General features: G+C 62.9%; 10 protein-coding genes. 6 read left to right on the top strand and 4 right to left on the bottom strand.

The window, feature by feature from the left end; all coding sequences use genetic code 11:
- Positions 1–26: 26 nt before the first annotated feature.
- Positions 27–323 carry an acylphosphatase gene (locus tag C9I57_RS02350; RefSeq protein ID WP_107149013.1) on the top strand — a complete coding sequence of 99 codons (297 nt, stop codon included), beginning with the start codon at positions 27–29 and terminating at the stop codon, positions 321–323.
- A gap of 153 nt (positions 324–476) precedes the next feature.
- Here C9I57_RS02350 and C9I57_RS02345 read toward each other — a convergent pair whose 3' ends face one another.
- The 4 genes from C9I57_RS02345 to C9I57_RS02330 form a co-directional block, all read right to left on the bottom strand.
- The gene (locus tag C9I57_RS02345) at positions 477–1,013 is read right to left on the bottom strand and encodes an Mpo1 family 2-hydroxy fatty acid dioxygenase (protein ID WP_107149256.1); all 537 of its coding nucleotides are present in this window, start codon (positions 1,011–1,013) and stop codon (positions 477–479) included.
- A gap of 164 nt (positions 1,014–1,177) precedes the next feature.
- Positions 1,178–1,375, bottom strand: a complete 198-nt coding sequence (locus C9I57_RS02340; RefSeq protein ID WP_107149012.1) for a hypothetical protein — start codon at positions 1,373–1,375, stop codon at positions 1,178–1,180.
- A 213-nt stretch (positions 1,376–1,588) separates the two neighbouring features.
- Complete coding sequence (locus C9I57_RS02335) at positions 1,589–5,296, bottom strand: CheR family methyltransferase (protein ID WP_107149255.1); 3,708 nt, start codon at positions 5,294–5,296, stop codon at positions 1,589–1,591.
- A gap of 49 nt (positions 5,297–5,345) precedes the next feature.
- On the bottom strand, positions 5,346–6,335 hold the full coding sequence (locus C9I57_RS02330; RefSeq protein WP_258187456.1) for a chemotaxis protein CheB: 990 nt from the start codon (positions 6,333–6,335) through the stop codon (positions 5,346–5,348).
- A 156-nt stretch (positions 6,336–6,491) separates the two neighbouring features.
- Between C9I57_RS02330 and C9I57_RS02325 the strand changes: the two genes are divergently transcribed.
- The 5 genes from C9I57_RS02325 (at position 6,492) to C9I57_RS02305 (ending at position 12,469) form a co-directional block, all read left to right on the top strand.
- Positions 6,492–8,045 carry an efflux transporter outer membrane subunit gene (locus C9I57_RS02325; RefSeq protein WP_107149010.1) on the top strand — a complete coding sequence of 518 codons (1,554 nt, stop codon included), beginning with the start codon at positions 6,492–6,494 and terminating at the stop codon, positions 8,043–8,045.
- Positions 8,046–8,098: 53 nt separating this feature from the next.
- The gene (locus C9I57_RS02320; RefSeq protein ID WP_107149254.1) at positions 8,099–9,352 is read left to right on the top strand and encodes an efflux RND transporter periplasmic adaptor subunit; all 1,254 of its coding nucleotides are present in this window, start codon (positions 8,099–8,101) and stop codon (positions 9,350–9,352) included.
- Positions 9,353–9,436: 84 nt separating this feature from the next.
- Entirely contained in the window at positions 9,437–10,132 is a 696-nt protein-coding gene (locus C9I57_RS02315; protein ID WP_107149009.1) for an ABC transporter ATP-binding protein, read from the top strand.
- Between the two features lie 16 nt (positions 10,133–10,148).
- Complete coding sequence (locus C9I57_RS02310) at positions 10,149–11,294, top strand: ABC transporter permease (protein ID WP_107149008.1); 1,146 nt, start codon at positions 10,149–10,151, stop codon at positions 11,292–11,294.
- Entirely contained in the window at positions 11,291–12,469 is a 1,179-nt protein-coding gene (locus C9I57_RS02305; protein WP_107149007.1) for an ABC transporter permease, read from the top strand. The genes C9I57_RS02310 and C9I57_RS02305 overlap by 4 nt, the downstream gene beginning before the upstream one ends.
- Positions 12,470–12,525 lie beyond the last annotated feature (56 nt).

Below are 12,525 nucleotides of genomic sequence, written 5' to 3'. Positions count from 1 at the left end.
GGAAAGAAAGCATTGGAGCGATGGCTATGACAGCCCCAGATTTGAATACGAGGATCGAAACGTACTACGTGCATCTGCGCGGTGCCGTGCAAGGCGTCGGGTTCCGGCACGCTACGGTGCGACGTGCCCACGAGCTCGGCGTTACTGGCTGGGTGGCGAACCTCCCCGACGGATCCGTGGAGGCGATGGTGCAAGGGTCCGCCAATCAAGTCGACCGAATGCTCGAATGGCTGCGCCGTGGGCCACCCGCGGCGCGCGTGACCGATTTCGCGAGTGAAGAGCGGGCAGTGGAGAAGCGTTTTGCCCGTTTCGAGCAGCATTGAACGACTCACTCATAGTTGAGTGTCAACACGATGACATTGCGCTGAGGTGACGCGCGAAGAATGGCGGGCCCACGCTGTGCGGCATCGCACTGCGGACACGGTCTTCTCTGACCGCGCGGCGTGTGAGTTTGCTTCCGTTTACTCCGCGATCTCTCAATCGGCTTGGCCGCGCCGCGCGTTGACGACGGTCGGGCCGCTATGCTTTTCGATCGCGGCACGCAGTCCTGGCCTCCATCCGAGCCCGAACAATGCTTCGGCGAGCACGAAAAGCGGGCCGATCAGAAGACCGATCAAGTCGTCGGCGAACGCGGGCTTCCTGTGCTCATAGGCGGCGTGGCCGACGAACTGAAAGATCCAGCCGACGACGAAGAGCGCCGCGCCCGACGCGAGCCAAAGGGCAAACGAGTCTTGCGCGGCCCAATGGCCGATCGAAACGCAGATGGCCGAGAAGGCCGCCATGGCCAGGCCCAGCGAAATGTCGAGCCGGAGGTAATAAAGCGTCGCTCCGATGAACAACGCCCAAGCCGGCGAGACGACGAACGGCAGCACGCCGAAGGTCGATGCAGGGCGACTCAGCAGTATGGCCACCGCGAGCACGATCATCGGAATGCCGATGAAATGCGTGGCGATGTTGCGCCGATCCCGGTGGTAGGCCGCGTAGTGCGAGAGCTGGTCGGTCAGGGTTTTCATTTCGACGGCGCTTCGAGCCAAGCGCGGGATGATTGCCGATGACCGCACCATCGCATGAATCGCACGGCGATTTCAAGCGATTGAATGTTTCCTTCGCTGAATACGGAGTTGCGAACCGCCGCGGCAACGAGCTCTCGACGCGGCGCTACTTGCAGTCCCGCCCATCAAGCGGCGGCGCCGTCCGTGAGGTTCGTGCGCAACGCATCGACGAAGCGCATGAACGCGGTCAACGAGCCGGCGACGCTTTGATATTTTTCTCGTCCGATCTGGCCGTCGAGCGTAATCAGCAGCCCGGCGCTCCGAGCAAGCGCCAGGACGTGGTCGGCGTCGGTCGCATGATCGAGATTCGGATCGTGGCTCATCGCGGTTCTCCTCGGCGCAGCGGCATCGTGCTGTCATCCGTTGCGGCCTTGCTGCCCAACCAACGGATAACCAGATCTCCATGTCTGCAGTATCGGCCGCCCGCCGCGTTTTGGAAATCAGGCGGCACTGAACCTTCCGTAGGCCAGGTGATACCTATGTCAGCCTCGTCCTACAAAGAGCCGGGCATTTTCATCGGGCAGCCGCGCGTCTCGTCATCGCGCGCGCAGCCGCGCGATGGTGCTCAGGAGCGCATCGAGCATGACCGGCTTCGTGAGATGCGCGTCGAAGCCTGCATGCAGCGCGTCTTCCACATCGCCTTGCCTTCCAAAGCCGCTCAACGCGACCGCCTTGATATGGGCCAGTTCGGGGCGCCGCCTCACAGCCTCGATAAACTCGAATCCGCTCATGCCGGGCATGCCGAGATCGGACAAGATCAATGAAGGCGGTGTGCTGTCGAGCATCTCGAGCGCCTGCTCGCCGTTTGTCGCGACGGCGACACTCGCGCCCTCCATTTCGAGCAGCAGCTTGAAGGTCTCGACCGTTTCAGTGTCGTCGTCGACGAGCAGGATGTCTGCGCCGTTGAGGAAGGTAGATGGGTACGCGGCGCCCCCCGCATCCGTCGCCGCGCCGACGATGCGCGGCAACTCCACGGTGAACGTGGCGCCGAGACCGAGGCCATCGGAGTGCGCGTCCACTCGCCCGCCATGCACGGCAACGAGTTCCTTGACGAGAGACAGGCCGATGCCGAGTCCGCCGCGCTTGGCCGCCGTATTGGTGCGGCCTTGCTGGAACATGTTGAAAATTTGCGGGAGCATGCCCGCATCGATGCCAATGCCGGTATCGCTGACGGAAAGTCTTGCCGCGTGCTCATCGAGCGTAAGCTCGACGGAGATCTTGCCGTTTGCGTCCGTGAATTTCATCGCATTGCTGACGAGATTCCAGACGATCTGCTCGATGCGCGTGAGGTCCGCATTGATGGCTACTGGCTCGTCAGGCAAGGAAAGGCGGAAATCGATGTTGTTGCGTTGCGCCTCTTCCTGCACGGTGTGCGAGATGCGCTGAACGACTTCCTTCAGATCGACGGCGCTGCGCGTGATCGAGAGCTTGCCCGTGCGCAGCCGTGACATATCGAGCAGGTCGTCGATAATCTGCGCTTGCCCCATGACGGTACGTCGTATTGTGTTCGCAGCACGCGCAATCGCGCCGTTTTGCCGCGCATCGGGCGCGCGCGCGATCAGCTCGGCGCTCGCGCTGATGAGATTGAGCGGATGCTTGAGCTCATGCGAGACAACGGCGAGAAACTCGTCGCGGCGGCGCTCGACTTCGTCGAGGCCTGCTTGCCCCGCCTCGCGTAGCTGCTCCTCGGCGGCGCGGCGCGAGGTGATGTCGACGAACGAGAGCACGGCGCCGTCGATGCGGTCCTCCGTCGTGCGATAGGGCAGGAAGCGCGCGAGATACCAGCGCCCGTCAGTGCTTTTCAATTCGCGTTCGATGAGGCGCAGCGAATCGAACGCCTCGGCGGCATCGTCCGCGAGCCTGTCGTATTCGAGCCGGTGCGTGATGTCGAGCAGCGAGCGTCCGACGTCGGACGAGATGATGCTGAAAACGTCCGTCGCCCGTGGCGTGAAGCGCTTGATCCGCATGTTGCGGTCGACGAAGATCGTGCCGATGTCGTTGGCCGTGATGAGATTTTGCAGATCGTCGTTGATCTTGCTCGTTTCTTCGACTTTTGCTTTGAGCTCGGCGTTGACGGTCGTGAGTTCCTCGTTGATGGACTGCAACTCCTCCTTGCTCGTCTCGAGTTCCTCCGTCGCGGACCGCAGCTCTTCGTTGATCGCCTGCAACTCCTCGTTCGATGCCTTGAGTTCCTCTGTCGACGTCTCGGACTGCTCGATCGTCGCCTGCAGCTGCTCTTTCGTCCGCTGCAGTTCGCGCTCGAGTTGGGCGATGATCGGATCCCGCTGATCGTCCGCTTGTCCACCGTTCGAGCCGACCATGCTGTCCTCGACTTCGTCGAAGAGGACGAGGATGAAATCGGCATTCGCTTCGTCGTCATGAACGGGGCGCGCGATCATATTGACGAAGAAAGACCGCCCTTCGCGGTCCATCCGCACGCGTCGCGCCTCGACGCTGCGTTGCGTCTGCAACGCCTGATAGATGGCGGTCCTGAGCTCGAGCCTGAGCTCGGGCCTCACCGCCGCAAGAATGTTGTGCGACGGCTCGCCTCCCGCGTAATGAAGGAACCGGCCCGCGCGGTCGGACAGATGGACGATCTCCGACTCGCGGTTCACGAGTACGCTTGGCGGCGCGTATTGCTCGACGAGCCGCTGATGGAGGTCGCCGAACGAGAACTTGCGCTTGCCCGGCGGCTGCAGCACCGACAACGTGGGGCGCACGCCGTGCGCACCCGATGCCGCGATCGGCAAAGGCGTGTCCGTACGGACAGCGACGTTCGCGCGAAAGATGCGCGCCTTTTTGTCGACGACGGCAAAAAGACCGCCGACCGTATCGGCCGCCTCCGATGTGCCCAGGAAGAGATGACCGCCGGGCCGCAACGCGAAATGGAACGTGCGCAGGATGTCGATCTGCGCTTCGCGATCCAGGTAGATCAGCAGATTGCGGCAGCAGACGAGATCGAGCCGGGAGAACGGCGGATCGCTGAGCACGTTGTGCAATGCGAACAGCACGCGCTCGCGGAGTTCTTTCTTGATCCGGAAATGGGCGCCTTCCTTGGAGAAGAATTGCTTCATGCGCGTGGCATCGACATCGGCGGCGATCGATTCGGGGTAAAGGCCGTCGCGTGCGATATTGATCGCGCGTTCGTCGATGTCGGTGGCGAACACCTGGAACGGCACATGTTCCGATGTCTGCGCCGACGCCTCCTGCAGCAGCATGGCGATCGAATAGGCTTCTTCTCCCGTCGCGCATCCTGCCGCCCAGACTCGTACCGGTTCCTCGGCCGTGCGATTGCGAAAGACGATCGGCAGCACCTCTTTGCGCAGCGCCTCGTAGGCTTCTTTATCGCGGAAAAAGTTAGTCACGCTGATGAGCATATCCTGCAGCAGCGCGGCAGTTTCCTCGGGATGCACGTGGAGGTAGTCGCGGTACTGCTGCAAATCGGTGAACCCGTTGACTTGCAAGCGCCGCTCGATCCGGCGCAGGACGGTGGCGCGCTTGTAATGCCGGAAGTCGTGAGCGGTGCGCGTACGCAAGATGATCATGATCTCGCGCAACGCTCGTTCATTACTTTCCGAGAACGCGCGATTCGTCTCGGTGTCCTCGTCGGCTCCTTCCGGCTCGGCCGGAAGCCGGATCTGCTTTGCGTTCTTCCAGAAGTCGAGCAGGCGCTGCGGCATTTCGCTGGCCGGCAGCGTAAAGTCGATCATGCCCGTCGCGATGGCCGCGTGCGGCATGCTGCTATGTTCCGCCTCGGCCGGCGCTTGCGCGACCGTGATGCCCCCGAGCTCCTTGATGCGCGTGATGCCGACGGATCCGTCAGAGCCGGCGCCCGAGAGCACGATGCCGACCGCGCGTTCACGATGCGCCGCGGCGAGCGAGCGGAAAAAGAGATCGATGGAAGCGGCGGAGACGTCCGTCACTTCCTTTTTCTCGACATGCAGCTCGTCATCCGACATCGTCATCGCCAAGGCTGGCGCGATGACATAGACATGGTTCGGCTCGATCGTGACGGTTTCCGTCACCTGACTGACGGGCATTTCGGTGAGCGGCTGCAGCACGGCGCTCAGGTTGCTCGAATGTTCAGGCGAAAGATGCAGAACCACCACGAAGGCGGCTCCGCTGCGTGCGGGTAGCGCCTCGAGAAACACTTTTAGCGCTTCGATGCCGCCTGCGGAAGCACCGAGACCTACGACGGGAAAAGGCAACCTGCTGGGCGGCTTGCCACCACTCTGTTTGCGCATTGTCTGTTGATCGATCGAGGATATCGGCGGCTCGACCGGATCCGGCAACTCACTCCTCGCCGCGCAGAAGCTTCTCGAGCGCTCGTGCCGATGCTTCGGCACGGCGCGCCTCGCTGAGGCGGCGTTCGGCGTCAACGGTCTCACCTAAACGACTATGATACGCGGCGCGAAGCTTGCTTTGTGCACTCTTTTCATGCAATGCACGCAGCGCCTCCGAGATCGCGCCTTCGACGACTTGATCCGTCGCGGCACCGAGGCTTTCGAGGCTGAACGCATGCCCGGTATGGCAGCGGTAACGCGGAGGCCCGGCTTCGTCCATTCGCCATAACGTTCCGCCGCATTCGGGACAGGTCAGCGATGAAGGCTGAGCGACTTTCTCCGGCATTTTTTCGATCGATTCGGGTGCGAGGATCGCATGGTTTTCCGCAACAAGCCCAGCCGGACAGGGAGGGACGGATTCCGGTACCGGGCTGCCGGCCAGCGCGCCGAGCATCGCTCCGATTTCGTTCGCCGCCAGAATGTAATCCGGCGGCGTGTAGCGCATCGCGTTGCGAGGCATCTCGGGCGCGAATGCATCGGCCGGGTCTTGCGCGATCGTGAGCCCACCGCACGCTCGCACGGCGGCGAAGCCCGCCGTGCCGTCGTCGAGCTGGCCAGTCAGGATCGCCGCGATGACACGCGCGCCTCTTGCCACGGCCGCACTTCTAAATAGTGGATCGATAGCCGGCCGGGCGAAGTTTTCCTTCGGACCCCGAACCGTTTTTGCCACACCGTCGGTGACGACCAGATGCCGATCCGGCGGTGCCACATAGATTCTTCCGGGCTCGAGCGGCTCGCCGTCGCGGGCGTGGTCGGCGCGCAACGGGCCCGCCTTCTGGAGCATCGACGGCAGGATGCTGTCGTTGCTGCCGATATGCAGAACGACCAGCACCGCGGCGGGCAAATTCGCCGGTAGCCGCTTGGCGATCGCACATAGTGCGTCGACACCGCCAGACGATGTACCTACAACAATCGTATCCCTGCTTTTGCGCGGTTCCAACACGTGCCCCTTACCCCCGTGTTCATGTCCAGCAAGGCCTGTTCCCGCAATCGGTCCGTCGCGTTGCGTCATTGAAAGGCGCGTTATACTCGGTGCCGCATTTCAGTCGTCACCTTCACAAGGGGCAGACGTTGAATAGCTCTTTCGACCTCGGATATGGATAACAACGAAAGCGAGCGTTGCGAATCGTGCCTGACGCCGGCCGAGGGCCGTGGCCGGGCATGGCCGTACCGAACGGGATCGGCGTTTGCCATCGCGGCGCTTCTCACGGCGTGCGCGGTCGGGCCAGACTTCAAGACACCGGCGCCGCCTTTCGCGCGTGCCGTCACCGAAGAGCCGCTTCCTAAGGAAACGCGAGCCACTCCCGTGCCCGGCGGCGAAGCGCAGGCGTTCAGGCCCGACATCGGCCTCGACTCGCGTTGGTGGACGGCTTATGGCTCGCCCGAGCTCGACCGTCTCGTCGAGGAGGCGTTGCGCAACAGTCCGAACGTCGCATCGGCGCAAGCTGCGTTGCGCGCCGCCGAGCAGCAAGTCGTCGCGCAACGGGGCGCGCTCTTTCCGTCGTTGAGCGGCAGCTTCAACGCGACCCGGCAGAAGATAAACGGCGCGACCGAAGGTTTTCCGCAAGCGGGCAGTTTCGTCTTCACCCTCTACAACGCATCGGTCAATCTGTCGTACAACTTCGACGTATTCGGCGGCGTGCGGCGTGGCATCGAAGCGCAAGAGGGCGCGCGCGACGCTCAGCGGGAAGAGCTGCAGGCGACTTATCAGACGCTGGCAGCCAACGTCGTGACCACGGCGCTCCTTGAAGCGTCGCTGCGCGCGCAGATCGATGCGACGGACGGACTCATCGCATCGGCACAGCATCAAGTCGATCTGAGCCGCAAGCAATTCGAGCTCGGCGGCGCGGCGCGCTCCGACGTCCTCTCGGCCGAATCGAATCTTGCGACGCTCGAGGCCACGTTGCCGCCCTTGCGGCAGCAACTGGCGATGGCGCGCAGCCAGTTGGCCGTCTATCTCGGCAAGCCGCCGGCCGAATACGGCGAAACAGGGTTCGACCTCGCATCGCTGACCCTGCCACGCGACATACCCGTGATGCTGCCCTCCGACATCGTGCGACAACGGCCGGACATTCGCCGCGCGCAGGCGCAACTGCATCAGGCAAGCGCTCAAATCGGCGTCGCGACGGCCAACATGTTGCCGCAATTCGGCCTCTCCGCGAGCTATGGGGACTCGGCGCAGTCGCTCGGATCGCTGCTGTCGAATTCGGTGTTTTCTCTCGCAGGCAACCTCGCGCAACCGCTGTTTCAAGGCGGCGCATTGAATGCGAAGCGGCGCGCGGCCATCGCGCTCTACGACCAATCGCTCGCCCAATACCGGCAGACGGTGCTGCTCGCCTTCAAGAACGTTGCCGACACGCTGCGCGCGCTCGACAACGACGCCGAAACGCTCAACGCGCAATACCGTGCGCAGCTCGCCGCCGCCGACAGCCTCCATCTGATCGAGCAGCGGTTCGGCCTCGGCGGGGCCAACGATCTCGATCTGCTCGTTGCGCAGCAGCAGTACGATCGATCGCGCATCGCCTACGTGCAGGCGCTGGCGGCGCGCTATCAAGACACCGCCGCGCTCTTTCTCGCGCTCGGCGGCGATTGGGAGAGGGGCGCGGACGGCAGCGCGCTACGGTCGCTGGAACCACCGCCGCGGCAATAGGAAGCATGGAAGATACGGAAGGTACACAAACGACTATTCGACCGGAAGCCAACATGACCGACAAGTCGGACTTGCTGCGGCAATTGCGCATCGATCGCGACCAGCGTGCGCCTGAACGAACGGGGCTTCGCCGCCGGTGGTGGGTGGCTGGAATCATCGCTTTGCTGATCGTGGGCGGGGCCGGCTCGCTCGTCTGGCTTCGCTCCGGCGTACCGCAGGTGAAAGTCGCGATCGCGCGGCCCGTCTCGACGGGCACCGGCACGGCGGGCGCATCGATCCTCGACGCATCGGGCTACGTCGTGGCACGCCGGCAGGCGACCGTGTCGGCCAAAATCACCGGCAAGCTCGATCAGGTCTTCATCGAAGAGGGCCAGCACGTCAAGGAAAACGAGATCGTGGCGAAGCTCGACGACACGAACGCGGCGGCGGCGCTTTTGCAGGCGAAGGCCGGCGTCACGCAAGCGGAAGCGACGCTTGCACAGGCGAAGGCGGCCGCCGACGACATCGCGCCGATTTATCGACGGAATCAGCAGCTCGCCGCGGCGGGCGTGATCAGCAAGGAGGCGCTCGATTCGAGCAAAGCCGACTACGATGCGAAGCAAACGGACTTGGCGGTGGCGCAGGGCAACCTGGCCGTGCGCCGGGCAGCGCTCGCGGTCGCGCAGCGCGAAGAAGACGACACCATCGTTCGTGCGCCTTTTACGGGGGTCGTCACGACGAAGAACGCGCAGCCGGGCGAAATCGTCTCGCCGTTGTCGGCCGGCGGCGGCTTTACGCGCACGGGCATTTGCACGCTCGTCGACATGGATTCGCTCGAAGTCGAGGTCGACGTAAGCGAAAACTTCATCGGTCGCGTTCATGCGAACGAGCCCGCCGTATTAAAACTGAACGCCTATCCTGATTGGCAGATTCCGGCATATGTGATCGCCGTGATACCCACAGCCGATCGGAGCAAGGCGACGGTGAAAGTGCGCGTCGGTTTCAAGTCGCGCGATTCGCGTATTCTTCCCGAGATGGGCGCGCGCGTATCGTTTCTCGGCGAAGCCGGCAAGTCGGCCGGCGGCGCCTCGGAGGCGGGCGTCGTGTTGCCGCCCGAAGCTGTACGGCAAAGCGCCGATGCGGGGCAGAACGCCGGTGTCGTGTTCGTGCTGCACGACGACACGGTAGAGCGGCGCGTAGTCAAGCTGGGCGCGCGCAACGACGACGGCCAGGCGGTGTTGTCGGGACTGGCGCCCGGCGAGCGCGTCGCTATCGGCGATTTCTCGAAGCTTGCCGACGGCGTGCACGTGAAGGTCGTGGAGCGCTAAGCGCTAAGTTCGTTCCGAATTTGCGCAGGGCACTAGCTTCAATCAGGATGCGGGACCGCTCGAACACCTCAACGAGGAGCACTCATGAGCGCAATCGTTTCTCTGCAGAACGTCGTCAAAACCTATACGCGGGGCAAGCAGACCGTCGAGGTCCTGCACCACCTGAATCTCGAGGTCGACGAAGGGGACTTCGTTGCATTGATGGGGCCGTCCGGGTCGGGCAAGACAACCGTGCTCAATATGATCGGGGGCATCGATCATCCAAGCTCGGGCGAAGTCGTCGTGGCGGGCGAGCGGATCGATCGACTGAGAGGCAGCCGGCTTGCGCGCTGGCGCGCGAACAACGTCGGATTCGTCTTCCAGTTCTACAACTTGATGCCGATGCTGAGCGCCGAGCGTAACGTCGAGTTGCCGCTGCTGCTCACGTCGTTGAATCGCCAGGAACGCAAGCGCAACGTGCAAGTCGCGCTGTCGGTGGTCGGGCTCGAGGACCGCATGAAACACAAGCCGGCCGAGCTTTCCGGCGGGCAGGCGCAACGCGTCGCGATTGCGCGTGCGCTCGTTTCGGATCCCAAGCTGCTCGTTTGCGACGAGCCGACCGGCGATCTCGATCGGGCCACGGCCGATGAGATCCTCCATTTACTGCAGGTGCTGAACCGGGATTACGGCAAATCGATCGTGATGGTCACGCACGACCAGAAAGCAGCCGATTTCGCGACGCATACGCTGCATCTCGACAAGGGCAGGCTTGTCGAAGAGCCCGTCAGGACCGAGGCGTGACACGAGGAGCGGCGCGATGAAATTCGTTCCCCTGATGTGGGCGATGCTTTGGCGCAAGAAGCTGCGCACGTGGCTCACGCTGTTTTCGATCGTCATTGCGTTTCTGCTCTTCGGGATGCTGCAAGGTATCAATGCGGCGTTTCAGGAAACGATCGAGCGATCGAACGTCAACCGTCTCATCGTCACGAACAGGATCTCGCTGACCGAGAGCCTGCCGTACTCGTATATGTCGCAGATCGAATCGCTCCCAGGGGTTGCCATCGTTTCGCATGAGTCGTGGTTCGGGCCGTACTACCAGGATCCGAAAAACCTGATTGCCGCATTTCCGGTCGAGCCCGAACGCGAATTTGCGGCGCACCCCGAGGTCGTCATTCCCAAAGAGCAGATCGCCGCGCTCGAGCATACCCGCGCGGGCGCCGTCGTGGGGGCGGGGCTTGCCAGGAAATATGGCTGGAAGATCGGCGATCACATTCCGCTGCATTCGACGATCTGGGTCAAGGCGTCCGACGGCAACTCCGATTGGGACTTCGACATCGTCGGCATTTACGAGGAGCCGTCGAACCGCACGCGCGAAGATGGTCTGTTTTTCAATTACAAATATTTCGACGAGGCGCGCAGCTTTGGCAAGGGCACCGTCGGATGGTACGTCGTGCAGTTGAAGGATCCTCGCCAATCGGCGCAGATCGCTGCAACGATCGACAAGCTCTTCGCCAATTCGCCGAACGAAACGAAAACGCAGACGGAGAAGGAGTTCCAGCAGTCCTTCCTCAAGCAGATCGCCGATATCAGCCTGATTGTCACCTACATCCTTTTTGCCGTCTTCTTCGCGCTGCTGTTCGCGGTCGGCAGTACGGCAATGCAGGCGGTTCGCGAGCAGGTGCCCGAGCTCGCCGTGCTGAAAACGCTCGGATTCAGCGATACACGCGTGCTCGTTCTTGTGCTGCTGCAGGCGCTCGTGCTTTGCATTGTCGCGGCGCTACTCGGGCTTGCGATCGCCAACCTGCTGTTCCCGCTGCTGAGGGATACGCTCGGCGTCGTCAAGATGCCGGTCGCCGTCATTATCGAAGGCGTCGTCATCGCCGCCGTGCTCGCCGCTGCCACGGGTGTCATTCCGGCCTGGCGCGCGAAGCGGCTCGTCATCGTGGAGGCGTTGCGCTCATGATCAAGCAGATTGTCGCCGTGACAGCCATGAATCTGCGCAGCCTGCCGCAGCGCATTGGCACGGCCTGGGTCATCGTCATCGGGATTGCCGTGACCGTCGCGGTCATGGTGTCGGTGCTCGCGATGGCACAGGGCTTCACGAAGACCGTGAAGGGCACCGCCCGCCTCGATCGCGCGATCGTGCTGCGCGCCGGCTCCGAGGCCGAGCTGGCGAGCACCATCTCGCGCGAGAACACGCAAACGATCATGGACGCGCCCGGCGTGCGCAAGGACGAAGCGGGCCGGCCGATCGCATCGGCGGAAGCGGTCGTCATCGTCGCCTTGCCGCAGAAGAAGGATGGCGTCGACGCGAACGTGACTCTACGCGGAATCGGCGCGAACGCGATGAAGCTGCGGCCCGAGGTGCATCTCATAGCAGGCCGGATGTTCCGGCCGGCCGTGCGCGAGATCATCGTCGGTAAATCGGCCTTGGCTCAATTCAAGGGATTGGAGCTCGGCAGCCATATCGCGTTTCGCGATTCCGAATGGACCGTCGTCGGCATCTTCGAAAGCGGCGGCGATGCGCATGAGTCGGAATTGCAGGGCGACGTCGAGACCGTGTTGTCGGCGTACCGGCGCAACCTCTTTCAGTCGGTGTCGCTGCTGCTCGAGTCGCCGCAGGCGTTCGATCGTTTCAAGGCTGCTTTGACCACGGATCCGACGCTGAAAGTCAGTGTCGAGCGCGAAACCGAATACTACGCGGCGCAGTCGCGCAATCTGGCGAAGCTCCTGAACCTGCTTGCCTACTTCGTCGGCGGCATCATGGCGCTCGGTGCCTGTTTCGGCGCGGTCAATACCATGTACACGGCCGTCTCGACTCGTACGCGCGAGATCGCCACGTTGCGCGCGATCGGCTTCGGCGGGTTGCCGATCGTCGTTTCAGTAATTGTGGAATCGCTGCTGCTTGCATTGATCGGCAGCGCGATCGGTTCGGCGGCGGCGTGGGTATTCTTCGATGGCAACACGGTCAATACGCTGGGCGCGGGGTTTACACAGGTTGTGTTTCACCTGACCGTGACCGCTTCGCTATTCGTCTCCGGCGTGTTCGTCGCCTGCACGGTTGGCATGCTGGGCGGGATGCTGCCCGCGATTCGGGCCGCGCGGCTGCCGATCGCGACGGCATTACGCGCGAGTTGAGCCTATCGGGAAGACCATCTTCGGGATTGTCTATGGCTGGGCGCGATTCGCCATAG

The sequence above is a fragment of the Trinickia symbiotica genome, assembly GCF_003028655.1.
Lineage (GTDB): Bacteria > Pseudomonadota > Gammaproteobacteria > Burkholderiales > Burkholderiaceae > Trinickia > Trinickia symbiotica_A.
Note: the sequence above shows the minus strand (reverse complement) of the source record. Positions and strands in the feature narration are given on the sequence as shown.